The sequence below is a fragment of the Bradyrhizobium sp. AUGA SZCCT0160 genome, assembly GCF_018130105.1.
Classification (GTDB): Bacteria; Pseudomonadota; Alphaproteobacteria; order Rhizobiales; family Xanthobacteraceae; genus Bradyrhizobium.
The window spans coordinates 649,072-666,002 of record NZ_JAFCMD010000001.1; the positions used below are offsets into that span (position 1 = coordinate 649,072).

The 16,931-nt window shown below is 63.5% G+C and carries 15 protein-coding genes; 7 read left to right on the forward strand and 8 right to left on the reverse strand.

The annotated features are described in order from the left end of the window. Positions 1-13: 13 nt before the first annotated feature. Genes JQ558_RS03075 through JQ558_RS37075 form a run of 3 tightly spaced genes read right to left on the reverse strand, consistent with a single transcriptional unit; the run spans position 14 to position 4,739 of the window. Positions 14-1,183, reverse strand: a complete 1,170-nt coding sequence (locus JQ558_RS03075) for a thiolase family protein (protein ID WP_212292798.1) — start codon at positions 1,181-1,183, stop codon at positions 14-16. A 5-nt stretch (positions 1,184-1,188) separates the two neighbouring features. Beyond that, on the reverse strand, positions 1,189-1,908 hold the full coding sequence (locus JQ558_RS03080; protein ID WP_212205778.1) for an ABC transporter ATP-binding protein: 720 nt from the start codon (positions 1,906-1,908) through the stop codon (positions 1,189-1,191). Next, the gene (locus JQ558_RS37075; RefSeq protein ID WP_249142289.1) at positions 1,905-4,739 is read right to left on the reverse strand and encodes an ABC transporter permease subunit; all 2,835 of its coding nucleotides are present in this window, start codon (positions 4,737-4,739) and stop codon (positions 1,905-1,907) included. The genes JQ558_RS03080 and JQ558_RS37075 overlap by 4 nt, the downstream gene beginning before the upstream one ends. A 74-nt stretch (positions 4,740-4,813) precedes the next feature. Here JQ558_RS37075 and JQ558_RS03095 point away from each other — a divergent pair, with 74 nt between their 5' ends. The 3 genes from JQ558_RS03095 to JQ558_RS03105 all read left to right on the forward strand — a co-directional run bounded on the left by JQ558_RS03095 (position 4,814) and on the right by JQ558_RS03105 (position 7,696). Continuing rightward, positions 4,814-5,383, forward strand: coding sequence for a winged helix DNA-binding protein (locus JQ558_RS03095; protein ID WP_212205780.1), 570 nt, complete (start codon positions 4,814-4,816; stop codon positions 5,381-5,383). A gap of 263 nt (positions 5,384-5,646) precedes the next feature. Continuing rightward, complete coding sequence (locus JQ558_RS03100; RefSeq protein ID WP_249142290.1) at positions 5,647-6,834, forward strand: ABC transporter substrate-binding protein; 1,188 nt, start codon at positions 5,647-5,649, stop codon at positions 6,832-6,834. A 79-nt stretch (positions 6,835-6,913) separates the two neighbouring features. Next, the gene (locus JQ558_RS03105) at positions 6,914-7,696 is read left to right on the forward strand and encodes an aspartate/glutamate racemase family protein (RefSeq protein WP_249119012.1); all 783 of its coding nucleotides are present in this window, start codon (positions 6,914-6,916) and stop codon (positions 7,694-7,696) included. Between the two features lie 145 nt (positions 7,697-7,841). Here the strand turns inward: JQ558_RS03105 and kynA are convergent, their stop codons facing one another. Both kynA and kynU read right to left on the reverse strand, forming a co-directional pair. Beyond that, entirely contained in the window at positions 7,842-8,681 is an 840-nt protein-coding gene (kynA, locus tag JQ558_RS03110) for a tryptophan 2,3-dioxygenase (protein WP_212292896.1), read from the reverse strand. Positions 8,682-8,692: 11 nt separating this feature from the next. Continuing rightward, entirely contained in the window at positions 8,693-9,886 is a 1,194-nt protein-coding gene (kynU, locus tag JQ558_RS03115) for a kynureninase (protein ID WP_212292799.1), read from the reverse strand. A 186-nt stretch (positions 9,887-10,072) separates the two neighbouring features. Between kynU and JQ558_RS03120 the strand changes: the two genes are divergently transcribed. Then, entirely contained in the window at positions 10,073-10,909 is an 837-nt protein-coding gene (locus JQ558_RS03120) for an alpha/beta hydrolase (RefSeq protein WP_212292800.1), read from the forward strand. A gap of 15 nt (positions 10,910-10,924) precedes the next feature. On the opposite strand, the gene upp is transcribed toward JQ558_RS03120, so the two are convergent. Genes upp through JQ558_RS03135 form a run of 3 tightly spaced genes read right to left on the reverse strand, consistent with a single transcriptional unit; the run spans position 10,925 to position 14,074 of the window. Further along, positions 10,925-11,554: a uracil phosphoribosyltransferase gene (gene upp / locus JQ558_RS03125; protein ID WP_212292801.1), complete on the reverse strand. Its 630-nt coding sequence runs from the start codon at positions 11,552-11,554 to the stop codon at positions 10,925-10,927. Between the two features lie 16 nt (positions 11,555-11,570). Next, complete coding sequence (locus JQ558_RS03130) at positions 11,571-12,815, reverse strand: URC4/urg3 family protein (protein WP_312014948.1); 1,245 nt, start codon at positions 12,813-12,815, stop codon at positions 11,571-11,573. Positions 12,816-12,823: 8 nt separating this feature from the next. Beyond that, on the reverse strand, positions 12,824-14,074 hold the full coding sequence (locus tag JQ558_RS03135) for a GTP cyclohydrolase II (RefSeq protein WP_212292803.1): 1,251 nt from the start codon (positions 14,072-14,074) through the stop codon (positions 12,824-12,826). 313 nt (positions 14,075-14,387) lie between these two features. On the opposite strand from JQ558_RS03135, the gene JQ558_RS03140 reads away from it, so the two are divergent. The 3 genes from JQ558_RS03140 to JQ558_RS03150 are packed head-to-tail and all read left to right on the forward strand — an operon-like array spanning position 14,388 to position 16,914. After that, the gene (locus JQ558_RS03140; protein WP_212292804.1) at positions 14,388-15,158 is read left to right on the forward strand and encodes a LamB/YcsF family protein; all 771 of its coding nucleotides are present in this window, start codon (positions 14,388-14,390) and stop codon (positions 15,156-15,158) included. Then, a complete protein-coding gene (locus JQ558_RS03145; protein WP_212292805.1) occupies positions 15,155-15,883 on the forward strand; it encodes an allophanate hydrolase subunit 1 in 729 nt (242 codons plus the stop codon). Before JQ558_RS03140 ends, JQ558_RS03145 begins: the two co-directional genes overlap by 4 nt. Further along, positions 15,880-16,914: a biotin-dependent carboxyltransferase family protein gene (locus JQ558_RS03150; RefSeq protein WP_212292806.1), complete on the forward strand. Its 1,035-nt coding sequence runs from the start codon at positions 15,880-15,882 to the stop codon at positions 16,912-16,914. Before JQ558_RS03145 ends, JQ558_RS03150 begins: the two co-directional genes overlap by 4 nt. The last annotated feature ends 17 nt before the right edge of the window (positions 16,915-16,931 follow it).

The following is a 16,931-nucleotide window of genomic DNA, read 5'->3' on the forward strand; positions in this document are numbered from 1 at the left end:
CATCAAGTTCCAATCATGTTGCGGCGAGAATGGCGGCGCCGGTGCATAGTCCCCGGTCGAAGTTGATCATGCCGAATCCGGAGACGAGCGCATGACGGGCGTTATCGACCTTCGCGCCGAGCGGCTGTCCCGTGACCTGCCGGAGCGCTTCGACGATCCCGAGCGTGCCGCCGGCGGCCCCGGCCTGGCCGACAGATAATTGGCCACCCGAGGTGTTGAAGGGAAAGCTGCCGTTCGCCTCGAACGTGTTGCGCCGAATGAAGTCGGGCCCTTCGCCCTTGCCGCAGAAGCCGAGATCCTCGATCTGTAGCACGCAGATGACAGGATAATCGTCATAGGCCTCGAGCAGGTCGATGTCTTGAGGCCCGACGCCTGCGCTTTCGTACAGGCGATCGCGGTCCATTGCCCAGCCGCCGCGGTGCTGCACGGGATCGTCAGGGAAGGCATTGTGCCGTTCGATGGCACCTCGCAGCCGCGCGTGCGGCAATCCGAGGCGCCGTGCGCGGTCCTCGCTCATGACAAGAAATGCTTCGGCGCCGGCGCAAGGCATCACGCAATCGAACAGCCGAAGCGGGTCGGCCACCGGCCGGGCGTTAAGATACTCGTCCAGCGTCAGCGGCTTCTTGAACAGCGCATGCGGAAATTGCAACGCGTTCGAGCGCTGCGCGACGCAGAGCTTGCCGAAATCCTCAGGCTTCGCGCCATAGGTGCGCATGTAATAGGCGGTGAGGAAGGCAAAACTGGTGTTCGGTCCGCCTGCGCCATAGGGATAGACCGCATCCTGCGCGAACATGCTGAAGGTCGCGGTGCTTAGCCGGAAACTGTCGACGTGGTTGGTGTCGCCGGCGATGCAGGCAACGATCTCGGCGTCACCAGCCTGAACCGCGCGCGCCGCGCGACGGAGGCTGACAATGCCGGACGCGCCGCCCATCGGCACGTGATCGAGCCAGCGCGGCGAGAGGCCGAGATGCTGGGTCAGGCCGACGGCGCTGTCGGGCGCCAATGTAAAACTCCCCACGCACAGGCCGTCGATTTCATCCTTGGAAATCCCGGCGCCATCGACCAGGGCCTTCAGCGCGCGGGCGATGAACCAGTGCGCGCCACGGATGGAGAAGCGCTCATAGGGCACAGTGACGGGGACCGCGACGGCGACCCCATCATAACTTGCAATGCGGTTTGCCATGGCGGTCAATGCCCTCCGCCGAGATAAGTTGCCTGCACACGGGCATCGCCGAGCAGGCTGGCGGCTTCACCGTCGAGCACGATCTCGCCGGTTTCCAGCACGTAGCCGTAGTCGGCGATTTCGAGCGCCGCCTTCGCATTCTGCTCAACGAGCAGGATCGAGACCCCGGCATCGCGCAGGCCAGACACGATGCGCAGGATGTCACGCACGATCAGCGGTGCGAGGCCGAGGCTGGGCTCGTCGAGCATCAGCAGCCGCGGCGCCGACATCAGAGCGCGGCCAAGCGCGAGCATCTGGCGCTCGCCGCCGGACAGCGTGTCGGCGCGTTGCGCGCGCCGTTCGGCGAGGCGCGGGAAACGCCCATAGGTCTCGTCGAGCGCGCGGGCGACGAAGGCACGATCCGAACGGCGCGGGTAGGCCCCGAGCACGAGATTGTCGTAGACCGTCAACTCTCCAAACAACTCCCGCGTCTCGGGCACCAGGCAGAAGCCGTGCTCGACGCGCGCCTCGACGTCGAGCTTCAACAGATCCTGGCCTTCGAAGATGAGCCGGCCGCGCGATGGCAGCAGGCCAATGGTGGCTGCAAGGAGGGTAGTCTTGCCCGCGCCGTTCGGCCCGATCACCGTGACGATCTGGCCTCTCTGCAGTGACAGCGACACGCCGCGCACGGCTTCGACCTTGCCGTAAGCGACATGAAGATCTGAAATCTCAAGCATCGCGCTCATAATACGCCTCCGAGATAGGCTTCCTGCACCTTCGGATCGGCGCGAACCGCTGCCGGATTTCCCTCGACCAGTTTGCAGCCGAACTCCATGACCACCAACCGGTCGACCAGCCCCATGACGAAATCCATGTCATGCTCGACGATCAGGATCGTGACGCCTTCGTCGCGAATCTGGCGCAACACCTTGGCCAGCGCCTCTTTCTCGGGCGGTCGCAGGCCTGCGGCCGGCTCGTCCAGCACCACCAGCACGGGATCGGCCGCCAGCGCGCGGGCGACTTCCAGGATACGCTGGCCGCCGAGCGGAAGGTTGCCGGCGAGTTCGTAGGATTTGTCGCCGAGGCCGACGCGCTGCAATTGGCGCTGGGCCTCGTGCAGCGTCCGCCGCTCCTCAGTGCGATCGAGGCGAAGCGCGCTCTTCAGGAAGCCGGTCGCGGTGCGCGCATAGGCGCCGAGCGCGACGTTGTCGATCAGGCTCATGTTCGGCCGGAGCTTCACATGCTGGAATGTGCGCGCGATGCCCATGCGCGCGATTTCCATCTGCGGACGATACGTGATGTCCTGGCCCAGGAAACTGATCCGGCCGGCGTTGGCCTGCAACGCCCCGGTCAACAGGTTGAACATCGTGCTCTTGCCGGCGCCGTTCGGACCAATCAGGCCGAGGATCTCGCCGGCCTTGAGATCAAAACTGACCTTGTTGACGGCGGTCAGTCCGCCGAACGTCCTCACGGCGTTTTCGACGTTCAGAATCAGCGTGCCATTTTCCGGCAGTGCGCGGCGCGGCATCGCCTCGGCGGCCGCGGGCGGCGGGCGCGTGCCCTTGGGCAGGCGTTTGGCGATGAACGCAATGAGGCCGCCGCGGGCATTCTGCAGCAGCAGGACAAGGAGGATGCTGAAAGCGATGATCTCGAATTGCGCCGGGTTCTTCGTCACCAGCGGCAGCACATCCTGCAACCAGTTCTTGAGCAGCGTGATCAAGGCGGAACCGGCAACCGCGCCCGCGATATGGCCGGCACCGCCCGCCATCGCCATCAGCAGATACTCGATGCCGGGTTTGACGTCGAACGGGGCCGGGCTGATGAACCGGTTCATGTGCGCATAGAGCCAGCCGGCCAGCCCGGCGAGCAGCGCCGCGATCACGAAGGTGACAAGGCGGATTCGAAAGATGTTGACGCCCATGCTTGCCAGCAGAACGCCGCCGCCACGAAGGCTTCGGATCGCACGGCCCTCGCGGGAATTGAGCAGGTTGGCACTCGCGAGCATGGCGAGCCCGACCATCAGCCAGATCAGATAGAAGATGGTTTGCGAGGAAATCAGTGAGATCGAGGCGATGGTGATCGGTGGGATGCCGGCCATGCCGGTGTTCTGCCCGAGGCCCGGGACATTGCCGAACAGGAAATAGATCGAGATGCCCCAGGCGATCGTGCTGAGCGAGAGAAAATGCCCGCCGAGCCGCAGCGTCAGCGCGCCGATCGCCAGCGCCGCAAGCCCGGTCATTGCCAGCGCCAGCAGCAATCCTAGCCACGGCGACAAATCGAGCGTCACGGTCGCCCAGGCCGTCGCATAGGCCGCGATGCCGACAAAGGCGGCTTGCCCGAAAGACGTCATGCCGCCGATGCCGGTCAGCAACACCAGCCCGAGCGCGACCAACGCGGAGATGCCGATATAGTTGAGGAGCGTAATGGCGAAGCTGCCGAGCAGTGCAGGGGCGATCAGCAGGGCGACGACGGTGGCGCTGATCAGGCCGATGCGAAGCGGCGCGCTCAGCGCGATCGCATCGGGCATTTCCATTTCCTCGCCTTCTTCATCGGCATGCCCGGCCGACTTCCAGGACTGCCAGAGCAGCACCGGGATCAGGAGGCCGAACACGATCACTTCCTTGTACGAACTGCTCCAGAACGAGGCGAAACTCTCCATGATGCCGACGAACACGGCGCCGAGCGCTGCGATCGGATAGCTGGTGAAGCCGCCAATGATGGCGCCGATAAAGGCTTTCAGCCCGATCATGAAGCCGGAATCGTAATAGATCGTCGTGGTCGGGCCGATTAGGATGGCGGAGACGCCGGCAAGCAGCGAGGCGATGAAATAGGCGATCGTACCGGTACGTGCCGGCCGGATACCGACGAGCCGCGCGCCGATGCGGTTGACCGCGGTCGCGCGCAGCGCCCGGCCCGACATCGAGCGCTCGAAGAACAGGAAGAACAGCAGGCTGAGCAGGGCGGCGGTGACCAGCATCAGCAGGACCTGCGCCGATACGATGACGCCGCCAAAGCTGTAGATGCCATTGACCAATGGCCGAATGCGGAAACCCTCGGCGCCGAAGGCCATCAGGCCCAGTCCGCTGATCGCGAAATGGACGGCCAGCGCGATGATGAGCAGGACCAGCACGGAAGCATCGGCGGCGGGCCGGAACGCAATGCGGTCGAGCAGCGGCGCGATCGGCAGCACGAGCACCAGCGCAAGGACGATCTGCACCACTTGCGGCAGGGCGTAGGATGCGGCGACCCAGGCCAGCACGCAGGGAATAAGCGGCAGCAGGCCATACAAGAAGATTGAACGTGGAATCCGCGCGTGTTCGCCGGATCGGTAATGACCGGCGGCATCGACAACGGTTGCGATGACGGCCAGGATCGCGACCACCCAGATCGTGCCCGGCACCCGGCCAAGTTCGAACGCGGCGATCGAGAGCACGCAAAACGCCGTGATATCGCCGAACGGCACGAACACGACGCGGGTAACCGAAAAGATCAGCACGAGGCCGAGGCCAGCCAGCAGATAGATGGCGCCATTGGCGATCCCATCGAGCAGCAGAATGATGGCGATTTCAGTCGTCATGCGATCCAGCACCTTGATTAGTCAGGTTAATACATTAAATTGCTGTTTGAAATTGATATTTGAGGAGGCATTCTGTGGCCAAAAAACAAGCAGTTTCGGCGCAAATAGCGGCAGTGGTCACCGAGCCGGTCGCCGAGATTTCGCCGATCGAGCAGACCGTGAATGCGTTCGAATATGCCGCCTGGCACTTCGGTTCGGCGTTCGCGCGCTGGCGGCGCGACTGTCTGGGCGCCATGCCAACGAACGCGCTGGGCGGCACCGAGGCCTCGATCCTGCACGTGCTTCACCTGAATGGCACGCCGAAGGGCCTGAGCGATGTGGCGCGGCTTCTGCATCGCGATGATCTTGCCAATCTGCAATACGGGCTGAAAAAGCTGCTTTCGCTGGGTTTTATCGAGAAAGCGAGCAATGGCGCCTCGCGCCGCAACACCACTTACGTGCCGACCGAGTCCGGCCGTGCGATCGTCGACGCTTATCTGCAGCACCGGCGCGACACCCTGGTGCGTCTGGTCGGCAGCATGTCCGGTACCCAGGACGCTTTGCAGCAGGCGACCTCGATCCTGCACGTGATGACCGGACTCTACGATCAGGCCAGCACGATCCTTTCGAGCCAGATCGGCGACACCCTCGGCCTTCGGCCATAAGGCATGAATTGCAACTTTAATCGGTAAGTTGATCATGTGAATTGCCTCTTGACTGAGGCCATACTGCACGCTTTTATATTTTATGTCTAAAACAATTTTTGTCCGGAATGGCGGATGGCGCGGCTGTGAACAATAAATCAAGCCACGACGCGGGGATGAACCGGCGGCCATGCCGCCGGCGGCCTGCCATCGCTCCGGTCTCTCACTTCTTCAGTAGTCCGGCCCCCGTCGACTGACCGGCGGCCCAACAGGAGGTAGCGACGATGAGCAGACAGATGATTTCGCGCCGAAACGTTCTCATCGGCGGTGCAGCACTCTCCGGTTTCGTCGCGGCTCCCGCGATCCTTCGGGCGCAATCCGCTCCCATCTCCGTTGGTTTCGTGACGGGGCAGACCGGACCGGGCGCCTCCATCGGCATTCCCTATTCAAGGGGCATTGCCGCCGCCATGGCTTACCTCGACACGATCGAAGGTCATAAGATCCGGCTGGTCCAGATGGACGATGGCGGAGATCCGTCGGCGTCAACCCGAAACGCCCGCAAGCTTGTCGAAGAAGAAAAGGTCGATCTGTTGATCGGGACATCAGGCCTGCCCGGATCGGTTGCGATGGCGGCGGTCGCCGGCGAGCAGAAGGTGCCGTTCGTTTCCATCTCGCCGCTTCCGCCGACAGCGGGCAAGGGCGACGGCGGCTTCTGGGCGATTTCGATTCCGCAACCGCCGCCGTTGATGGTCGCGGCGGTGGTCGCGCAAATGCAAAAAGCCGGCATCAAGAGCCTCGGCTATATCGGCTTCAGCGACGCCTGGGGCGACCTTGTCTTCAACGCGCTGTCCAAGACGGCCGCGCCCATTGGCATCAAGATCCTGACAGACGAGCGCTATGCGCGTCCCGATACCACGGTGACCGCGCAAACGCTCAAGATCATCGCCGCGCAGCCTGATGCCGTCATGACCGGCGGTTCGGGAACGCCGGGCGCGCTGCCGTTTTTGGCGCTGCGCGAGCGCGGTTTTCGCGGCCCGATCTATGGCACGCATGCCCTGATCAACCCTGACTTCATCCGGGTCGGCGGCGCGGCGGTCGAAGGCGTTCTGGCGCCAACCGGGCCGGTGATCGTCGCCGAACAATTGCCCGACAGCAATCCGGTGAAGAAGGTCGGCCTGGAATTCCGCGCCGCACACCTCAAAGCCAACAACGTCGCCTCGACCGATGCCTTCTCGGCCTATTCCTTCGACGGCTGGCTGGTCTTCGCCGCCGCGGCCAAGCGCGCGCTAGCAACGACACCGCCCGGCACGCCTGCCTTCCGCGCGGCGCTGCGCGATGAGCTCTACCGCACCAAGGACGTGGTGGGCTCGCATGGCGTCTACAACTATACCCAGAACGACAATTCCGGTGTCGACGAACGCGCACGCGTCATCGTCACGCTCGAGAAGGGGGCGTGGAAGCTGCTGGCCTGAGCCACGGCCCCGACGATCGCGCCGCATTCATCAAACGCCGCGTCGTCCTTAGGGACGCGCGCGGAAGGAGACGCCTGCCATGAAGCCGATCCGCATCTGGTATCAGAGCTACGTCGACTACGAGAACGGCAAGACCTACTGGGATCGGTTGCGCAAACATCTCGATGACATCGTCGAGCCCGGCACCACGATCGACATCAAGGGTATTACGCCGCACGATTCCTATGCCCACGCGATCGTCGAATTTCGTTGCGCGCGGGAAGTGATCTGCAATGCCGTGCGGGCTGAACGCGAGGGATACGATGCCTTCGTGATCGGCCACTTCCAGGACGCCGGTCTCTACGAAGCGCGCTCCGTGGTCGATATTCCGGTTCTCGCACTCGGCGAATCGTCAATGCTCCATGGCTGCCAGCTCGGGCAGCGCAGCGGCATCATCACGATCAATCCGCGCTACATTCCCTGGTTTCACCACCAGATCACCAAATACGGACTGGAACGCCGGGTTGCGGGCACCCACGCCATGACATTTGAGCCGGGGCAGATCCTGAAGGCGTATGAATCGGAAGCGCTGGCGCGCGAGGTCGAGGAGCTGTTCGCCGAACAGGCGCGGCCGCTGGTGGCCAAGGGCGTCGAAGTGCTGATCCCGGGCGGTGGCATCCCGATGCTGCTGTTTGCCGCGCTCCGCAATCACGCGATCGACGGCGCGCCTGTCATCAACGGCATCCCGATCGTGGTGAAGATGGCGGAAATGGCGGTCAAACTTCGCCGTCTCACCGGCCTCGGCGTCAGCCGTGCCGGAGAATTCGTCAAGCCGCCCGCCGAGATCATCGAGGAATTCATGACGCATCCGAAGCTGGGGTAGGAGCGCACCACCTTATCGCGTCATCCTGAGGTGCGCGCTCTTGCGCGCCTCGAAGGATGAAAAGCGCCCGTGGCCCATCCTTCGAGGCTCGCCCAGCGGTGCAGGTGCACCGCTGGGCTCGCACCTTAGGATGACGTGCCAGGGCCTAAAGCTCCGTTCTCACTTTCCAAAGTTCCGGGAAAAGTTCGACCTCGAGCATCTTGCGCAAATAGGATACGCCCGACGTGCCGCCGGTTCCGCGCTTCAGGCCGATAATGCGCTCGACCGTCGTGACGTGGTTGAAGCGCCAGCGGCGGAAGTAGTCTTCGAAATCGACCAGCTTTTCGGCCAAATCGTACAGCATCCAGTGTTTGTCGGGAGATGCGTAGACGGTCTTCCAGGCAGCCAGCACCTTGTCATTCGCGGTCCGCGTCGTGCGCCAATCCGTTCGTTGCGCATCTTGGCCGATGTCGAAGCCATTGCGCGCGAGCAGAAGCAACGCTTCGTCATAGAGACTGGGTTCGCCGAGAATTTCTTCCAGCTTCGCGACGATGTCGCCGCGGTGGGCATGAGGACCGAGCATCGCAACATTGCGGTTGCCGGCGAGGAATTCGATCGCGCGGTACTGGTACGACTGGAAGCCCGACGATTGACCGAGCTGACCGCGAAATTCGGTATACTCGCTCGGCGTCATCGTTCGCAAAACGTCCCAGGCGCCCGTGAGTTGTTCGAAGATTCGGGCGATGCGCGACAGCACCTTGAAGGCGTGCTGAAGCTCGTCGTTGTGGATCGCCTTGATGGCGGAGCGGATCTCGTGGATCGCCAGCTTCATCCAGAGTTCGGAGGTCTGATGCTGGATGATGAACAGAAGTTCGTCATGCGCATCCGAAAGCGGTTCCTGCGCGTCCAACACGCGTTCCAGATGCAGATAGTCGCTGTAGGACATCCGCCCGTCGAACGACATCTGGGCGCCCTCGCCGGAGGGGTCCAAAGGCTTTTCGGTCATGGGTTTCTCAGTCATGTCACGACAGCCATTTTGCGATACTCCGCGGCATCCCAGCGGCGATTGTTCACGACATCCTCGATCGCATCGACCGCCGCGCGAATTTCGGCCTCGCCGATGTAGAGCGGCGTAAAGCCGAAGCGTATCACATCGGGAGCCCGAAAATCGCCGATCACGCCGCGCGCGATCAGCGCCTGCATGATCGCGTAGCCGTTGGCGTGGCGAAACGAAACCTGGCTGCCGCGTTTGTTGCCGTCCCGCGGCGAGGCCAGCGTCAGTTCCGGACAACGGGCTTCGACTTCGCGGATGAACAGGTCGGCCAGCGCGATCGACGCCTTGCGGACGTCGTACATGCTGACGCCCTCCCAGACATCGAGCGCGGCATCGAGCGCGGCCATCGCAATGACGGGAGGCGTTCCAACCCGCATCCGTTCGATCCCGGCGCCGGCCCGGTAATCAAGATCGAAGGCGAACGGCGCCTGATGCCCCAGCCATCCGGAAAGCGCCGGCCGCGCCGTGTCGGCATGGTCAGGTGCGACGTAGATGAAGGCCGGCGCGCCGGGACCGCCATTGAGATATTTGTAGGTGCAGCCGACCGCGAAATCGGCTTTGGCGCCTGACACGTCGACCGGAATGGCGCCCGCGGAGTGGGCGAGGTCCCAAACCGTCAATGCGCCGGCGGCGTGCGCTTTCTGCGTCAGTGCCTTCATGTCGTGCAGGCGGCCGGTGCGATAGTCGACCTCGGTCAGCATCAGCACCGCAATCGTTGCGTCGATGGCGTCTTCGACTTCCTCGGGGGAGACGATCTTGAGCTGGTATCCCCGGTCGAGCGATCTGAGCAGACCCTCTGCCATGTAGAGGTCGGTTGGAAAGTTGCCGTTGTCGGACAGGATCACCCGCCTGCTGGAATTGAGTTCGAGCGCGGCGGCAAGCGCCTGATAGACCTTGATCGACAGGGTGTCGCCGATCACCACAGTGCCCTCGGGCGCGCCGATCAGCCGGCCGACACGGTCGCCGATGCGGCGCGGCTGAGCCATCCAGCCGGCGCTGTTCCAGCCCCTGATGAGCTGTTTTCCCCATTCTTCGGTCATCATGCCGCGGACGCGATCGGTCGCCGCGACGGGCAGGGGACCGAGCGAGTTGCCGTCGAGATAGATGACGCCATCAGGCATATGGAACAGGGATCGCGTTCGCGTGAAATCGGTCATCATTGGCCTCGTTCGCAGGCGGCGGATACTCGCATGGCGGCGAATTGTTTCAAGCCCATAAGTTATATGTCTAAAGTACTTTTGGACTTGTCCTGCGGGCGGCCGATGTGAGTAGATGTCGTCGAACTGAATCCTGATCGTAGGCGCCTCTTCCGGCTACTCAAGACCAAACGGAAACCGACCCGCATGATCTTTCACCAGATTTCCGACTGGAACGACGCCTACGCCAATGGCCCCAACATCCCCGGTGGTGAGCGCTGGCCGGCGGCCTGGGTGCAACCCGCCCAGACCTATCGCGATGAACTCGGGGCCAGTGGCCGCGCGACGCTCGATATCGGCTACGGCGAGCGGCCGCGAAACCGCTTCGATCTGTTCCGTCCCGAGGGCGAACCAAAGGGCCTCGTCGTTTTCGTCCATGGCGGGTTCTGGCGCGCCCTCGACAAGAGCTTTTGGTCACACCTCGCGCGTGGCGCCGTCGAGAGCAGCTATGCGGTGGCGATGCCTTCCTACACGCTTTGTCCGGCGGTTCGCGTGGCCGATATTACGCGCGAAATTGCCGCCGCGATCGTGCAGGCGGCCGCGATGGTGGAAGGCCCGATTTTCCTGACGGGCCACTCCGCCGGTGGTCATCTGGTCACGCGCATGATTTCGGCGACTTCGCCGCTGTCGGAGGTCGCCCGCGCGCGCATCCGCAATACCGTCTCGATCTCGGGCGTCCATGACCTTCGCCCGATGCTGAAGACCGCCATGAATGCCGATCTGCGGATCGACGACGCCGAAGCGCAAACCGAAAGCCCCGCGCTGTTGCGGCCTTTGCCCGGTGCCCGGGTGACCTGCTGGGTCGGCAGCGCGGAGCGCCCGGAATTCGTCCGCCAGAACGCCCTGCTTGCCAACATCTGGACCGGGCTCGGCGCGCAGACCTGCACGATCGAAGAACCCGGCCGCCACCATTTCAACGTCATCGACGGCCTGGCCGACCGGAATCATCCGATCGTCCGGACCCTGTTGGCCGATGCCGCGTAGCTTCCGGTTATCAGCCTATTTGGTGCCATAGGCACGGTCACCGGCATCGCCGAGACCGGGCACAATGTAGGCGTTTTCGTCTAGCCCCTGGTCGATCGCGGCGAGCCAGATCGGAACGTCCGGGTGAATGCCGCGCACGCGCTCGACGCCTTCCGGTGCGCCGATCAGGCACACCAGTCTGATGTCGTTGGCGCCGCGCTCTTTCAGCCGGTCGATCGCGGCGACGGCGGAGTTCGCCGTTGCCAGTATCGGTGAAATCACGATCACCAGTCGCTCGTGCAGATCGCTCGGGGCCTTGAAGAAATACTCGACCGCAACGAAGGTTTCCGGCTCGCGGTAAAGACCGATATGCGCGATGCGCGCGGTCGGCACCAGATCGAGCATGCCGTCGGCAAACGTAATGCCGGCGCGCAGGATCGGCGCGAACACCAGCTTCTTGCCCGCGATTTGCGGCGACTTCATCTGCGCAATCGGCGTTTCTATTTCGACGTCGGCCAGCGGCAGGTCACGGGTGACTTCGTAACACAGCAGCATCCCGATCTCCTTGAGGAGTTCGCGAAACGACTTGGTCGAAATGTCTTTTCTCCGCAACAGCGTCAGCTTGTGCTGTACCAGCGGGTGACTAACGATCGTGACGCCGTCCATGTTGCTAATCCCAAATCTAGAAAACAGTGCCGTCGCTGATAATTTTCACCGGCGGCGAAGCGTCGGCGCGGCGTTCGCGCGCCAGCAGTCGGCCTGCCGCCCAGGTGCCGCCCTCGAGAATTTTTGCCAATGGCATCGAGGTGGCATCGACTTTAAGCCGGTGTCGTAAACCATCGGCGATGCGGTCAAGCAGCGCCACCGTCAGCGCACGCCATTCCACGACCAGCGGTGACGCGACCTCGTGTTCCCTTTGCGCGGATTCCGGATCGCGAAACACGAGCACGCCGATATCGACGAACAGTCCGCCATTGCGATATTCCGCAAGGCCGGTGAGGCCATCGATATCGGTCACGGTGATGCCGGCCGTTTGCAGTGGCTCGATCAGGGAGTAAGCCAGCCATTGCGAGAGCTTGTGCAGCGGCACGAGTCCATTTGTCGCATCCGCTGTCGTCAATGCTGGATGCGTCCAGCAGTCGCCGAGCGGGATTCCGCCCAGCGTCAGCCGCGATGGCCAGATTGGGCCGAGCTGTTGCAGCAACTCCGCGAGAATGGTTGGCGCGGGAAGCTTTCCGCCGGCGGCGAGTTTCGCCAATCGATCGAACAGGCCGCCGGGCCGCGGCGTGTCCTGGCTGCCGAACACATCCGGCTTCGAGACCACCAGCCGGCCCAGCCGGCGCAATAGCTCCGCGCGTCCGTCCATTCCGACCAGCGGATTGGTATCCGAGACCTGCATGCCACGCTCGAGATCGGCGACGGCCAGATGTGCAAGGATCTCGCCATCGGCGCGCAGCGGTTCCTGCGGATCGGCCGAGAAAGCGCCGTCCGCGAACATCGCGAGGCTGGCGAGCCCCAATCCTTCCGAACGGCCGATGTCAGATCCGGTTTTCGGATCGTGGTAGCGCCATGCCGGCCCGGCGCCGGCATCGAGGAAGACGCTGACGATCGCCAGATCGAATTCGGCCCGGGCGCGGGCCGCACGACCGGGCCATTTGGTCCGGCCGGCGATATCGGCCCAGCGATTGTCCCCATCGGTGACGAAGTGCCGCCAGCGCGAATGAAAGGGAACGTCGAAGGAGGGATAGGCCTTGCGCGTGGTCTCCAGCACCAGATCGACGGCGCTGTCCATGCGATCGAGGTCGACGCGGAAATTCGGCAGCCTGTCGTCAAGGCCGATTGCGAGCATGCGATTCGCCCGCTCACGGACCGCGCTGGCGTTCAGCAATGACAAGGCAGCCGACGTCTCCGGGTTTGCAGGGGACACTGCCGTCCTCAATATTTTTCGAGCGGGCGGCCGACCGGATTGTCCGGACTTTCCTGCGGCTCGGGCGTGTAGTAGCCGGCGGCTTTCTTTGCCGCGATTTCCACATGCGCGTCGGCCGGGATCATGTCGTCGGGGATGGGCACACGCTCGACGATTTCGATGCCCTGGCCGGTCAGCGCATCGTGCTTCATGTCGCTCATGGATACGAAGCGGTCAATCCGCTTCAGGCCGAGCCAATGCACCACATCCGGCATCAATTGCTGGAACCGGGCGTCCTGCACGCCGGCGACGCATTCGGTGCGCTCGAAATACTGCGCCGCGGCATCGCCGCCTTCCTGACGCTTGCGCGCGTTATAGACCAGAAATTTTGTCACCTCGCCGAGCGCGCGGCCTTCCTTGCGATTGTAGATGATGATGCCGAGACCGCCGGTCTGGCCAGCGCGCGCGCATTCCTCGATGCCGTGAATGAGGTACGGGCGGCAGGTGCAGATATCCGAACCGAACACGTCAGAGCCGTTGCACTCGTCATGCACGCGGCAGGTGATCTTGGTGCGGTGGTCCGGCAGCTTGCTGACGTCACCAAACAGATAGGCCGTCGTGCCGCCGATCGGCGGCAGAAAGACCTGCAGATCGGGCCGTGTCACCAGCTCCGGAAACATGCCGGCGGTCTGCTCGAATAGTTGCCGGCGCAGATTGTTTTCGGTGGTCGCGAAGCGCTCCGCCAGGCCCGGCAGATACCAGACCGGGTCGATCGCGATCTTGACCACGGAGACGCTGCCATTCTTGTGCACGAACTCGCCGTCGTGCTTGAGCCGTCCGGCTTTGATCGCGTCCTGCAACTCGGGCAGATCGAGACGCGCGCGCGTGATCGCGATGCTCGGGCGGATGTCGATGCCCTCGGCGATTTCGGTTGCAAAATTTTCGGCGGCGAGATGCCCCCACGGATCCAGCGAAACGATTTTCTGCGGATCCGACCATTGCGGAAACGGCCCGATGATCTCGGCGGGATGGGTGTTGGTAAGATCCGGACGCCGGATCGGGTCGAGCGCACCGGAGGAAACGGCCAGTGCCCGATAGACTGAATAGGAGCCGCCATGGGTGCCGATGACGTTGCGGTCCTGCGGGCGCGACACGGTGCCGATGATTGGTCCGCGTTCACGCGCGCCGGCAGCACCCCACGTGATGGGGAAGTTGAGTTTGGCACCCGGTGCCGGGTGCGAGGTGATGCGAATATGGTCAACCCGATTGGAACGAGTCATCGCTACGAACCCTGAAACGGCGACGGCCCGCCTAGATTAAGACGGGCCCGGTCACGCCAACGTTAAAATCAGCAGCGGTTGCAGCTGAGATAGCAATATAATCAAGTTTCGGCCGAATACAACGGCGGTCAGAACGCGCCACGGAGGCCTTTCCGGCCTGTTAACCTTTTGGGTGCGGTGCCGCGATGCCTGTTTTTATGCCCCGGCAGCATTGCAGGGCAGATATCGCCATCGGTCGATGCCTCCCGACTTTACGATATCGTGTTTCGCAGCGAAGGTGCTCTTCGTTCGCGGACAAGGCCAGGAGACCACCATGCCGTCAGTCGATCTCAATTCCGATCTCGGCGAAGGTTTTGGGACTTATCGCTGTGGTGATGACGAGGCCATGCTCTCCATTGTCACCTCGGCCAACGTGGCCTGCGGGCTTCATGCCGGCGATCCCGAAGTGATGGCGCGGACCTTTGCCATTGCGCGTCAGCGCGGCGTCGCGGTCGGCGCCCATCCCGGGTTTCCGGATCTGTGGGGTTTTGGTCGCCGCCGTCTGCCGTTCTCGAACGGCGAGATCGAGCGGCTCATCGCCTACCAGATCGGGGCGGCCATGGCGCTTGCGGCTTACGCCGGTCATCGCATCACCTATGTGAAGACCCACGGCGCGCTCGGCAACATCGCCTGCGAGGAACGCGACGTCGCGGACGCGGTGGCGCGGGCGGTTCGGGCGGTCGACCCCAATCTGGCATTGCTGGCCATCGCCGTCACGGAGCTGGTCGCGGCCGGTGAAGCCGCGGGTCTTGAAATCCATCAGGAGATCTATGCCGACCGCGGTTACACCGAAACCGGGCAATTGATCCCGCGCGGCCAGCCCGGCGCAATGATCGAAGGCGCGGAAGAAGCTGCCGCGCGCGTGCTCGCGATGGTGCAGGCCGGAGCGGTGATCACCGCAAGCGGCAAGCATTTGCCGACGCCGATCCGTTCGATCTGCGTTCATGGCGATTCCGATCATGCGGTTGCGACCGCCAGCCTCGTGCGCGAGCGATTGGAAAAGGCCGGTGTTACGCTGAAGCCGTTCAAGCCGATGGCCGCATGACACTGCCGATCGATCCGCGCTTTCTCGACGCGGGGGAAGCCGCCCTCGTCGTCGAATTCGGTGACACCGTTGATCCCGTGATTAACGACAGGGTGCTCGCCCTCGACGCGGCCTTGCGTGCCGATCCTCCGGCAGGAACGCGTGAATTCGTGCCGACCTATCGCTCGCTGATGCTTCACTATGATCCGCTTGGGATCGACAGGGAAACGCTGGTTGCCATTGTGCGCCGTCTCATGACGGGTCTTGCCGAATGGCGGGGCGAGGGCACCATTTGGACGTTGCCTTGTTGCTACGATCCCGCGCTGGCCGAGGATCTCGACGAGGCTGCCCAGATTCTCGGCCTCACGCGGGATGACGCTGTCGCCTTGCATACGAAGGCGACGTATCGCGTCTATATGTGTGGTTTCACGCCTGGCCAAATCTATCTCGGCGGCGTACCCGAGCAGCTAAAGATCTCGCGCCGCGCGACACCAAGACCGCCGCATCCGGCCGGTGCGGTGTCGATCGGAGGTGGTCTTGGCACCGTTGTGCCGTTCGTGATGCCGACCGGATGGTATGTCATCGGCCAAACGCCGGAGCGTCTCTATGCCGCGGAACGCCAAGATGCCTTTCTGATCCGGGCCGGCGATCTCGTGCGGTTCGAACCGATCGATCTTTCGACATTTCGCGATCTGGCGCAACGCGCCGGGGGCGGCGAAATCGTTGCCCGCAAGCGTGCCGCATGAGGGCTGACGCTTCGGAGGCGAGCCTTCGCATCCTGTCGGGCGGGCCGGGTGCGACGCTGCAGGACGCCGGCCGGCACGGCTACCTGCGCTTTGGTGTCACCGCTGCAGGGCCGATGGATCCGCTGGCGCATGCCACGGCGAACCTTGCGGTCGGCAATTCTGCGGGCGCAACGGCGATCGAAGTATCCGTCGGTGGGTTAGAAGTGACCGCCGAATCCGGAGCGCTCCGTGTCGCCGTCGCCGGCGGCGAATTCTCGCTCAACCTCGACGGCAGGCCGCTGCCGCCGGCGGTGGTTCTCAACCTGGAAGAAGGCGCGGTGTTAAAAGTTCGCGCCGGCGGTCGCGGCTCATGGTGCTATCTGGCGGTGGCGGGCCGCTTTGCCGTGCCAAAGGTGCTGGGCTCTCACGCCACCCACACGCGCACCGGTTTCGGCGGCTTGAACGGTCGCGCGCTTGCGGTGGGCGATCGTCTCGGCATCGAGCGGTCCGGTTCGTCGCAGCCATCGATCAGCGCCATCGTAGCGCCGTGGCTCGACCGTCCCCTCGACACCATTCGCGTGGTCCTCGGCCCCCAACACGACTTTTTCGCCGACGACCAGATATCCGCCTTTCTCGCCGGGCCCTGGACCGTCTCCGCCAAGGTCGATCGGATGGCGTATTACCTGGACGGACCCCAACTGACGCACGCGCGTGGCTACAACATCGTGTCCGACGGGATCGCCATGGGGGCGATCCAGGTGCCGGGAGACGGCCGTCCGATCGTTCTGATGGCCGATCGCCAGTCCACTGGCGGTTATCCGAAGATTGCCACCATCATCGGTCCCGATCTTGGCAGGCTGGCGCAGGCGCGACCGGGAGCGGTGTTCAGATTCGCTGATGTCACGATCGGGCAGGCGGTCGAAGCGCGACGCCGCGAGGCCGCGTTGCTGGCGCGCGGCATTGTCGTCGAACCGCTGACGCGCACCCATCTCAGTTCAGAGTTTCTGCTCGGCCTCAATCTGATCGACGGAGTCTTTGGGGTTGAGGGCTGATAAAGCTTTCACAGTGT

Excerpts from the sequence above, each read along its gene's own strand:
- JQ558_RS03075 (WP_212292798.1), bottom strand. The coding sequence starts at position 1,183 with ATGGCAAACCGCATTGCAAGTTATGATGGGGTCGCCGTCGCGGTCCCC.
- JQ558_RS03080 (WP_212205778.1), bottom strand. The coding sequence starts at position 1,908 with ATGAGCGCGATGCTTGAGATTTCAGATCTTCATGTCGCTTACGGCAAG.
- JQ558_RS37075 (WP_249142289.1), bottom strand. The coding sequence starts at position 4,739 with ATGACGACTGAAATCGCCATCATTCTGCTGCTCGATGGGATCGCCAAT.
- JQ558_RS03100 (WP_249142290.1), top strand. The coding sequence starts at position 5,647 with ATGAGCAGACAGATGATTTCGCGCCGAAACGTTCTCATCGGCGGTGCA.
- JQ558_RS03105 (WP_249119012.1), top strand. The coding sequence starts at position 6,914 with ATGAAGCCGATCCGCATCTGGTATCAGAGCTACGTCGACTACGAGAAC.
- kynA (WP_212292896.1), bottom strand. The coding sequence starts at position 8,681 with ATGACCGAAAAGCCTTTGGACCCCTCCGGCGAGGGCGCCCAGATGTCG.
- kynU (WP_212292799.1), bottom strand. The coding sequence starts at position 9,886 with ATGACCGATTTCACGCGAACGCGATCCCTGTTCCATATGCCTGATGGC.
- JQ558_RS03120 (WP_212292800.1), top strand. The coding sequence starts at position 10,073 with ATGATCTTTCACCAGATTTCCGACTGGAACGACGCCTACGCCAATGGC.
- upp (WP_212292801.1), bottom strand. The coding sequence starts at position 11,554 with ATGGACGGCGTCACGATCGTTAGTCACCCGCTGGTACAGCACAAGCTG.
- JQ558_RS03135 (WP_212292803.1), bottom strand. The coding sequence starts at position 14,074 with ATGACTCGTTCCAATCGGGTTGACCATATTCGCATCACCTCGCACCCG.
- JQ558_RS03140 (WP_212292804.1), top strand. The coding sequence starts at position 14,388 with ATGCCGTCAGTCGATCTCAATTCCGATCTCGGCGAAGGTTTTGGGACT.
- JQ558_RS03145 (WP_212292805.1), top strand. The coding sequence starts at position 15,155 with ATGACACTGCCGATCGATCCGCGCTTTCTCGACGCGGGGGAAGCCGCC.
- JQ558_RS03150 (WP_212292806.1), top strand. The coding sequence starts at position 15,880 with ATGAGGGCTGACGCTTCGGAGGCGAGCCTTCGCATCCTGTCGGGCGGG.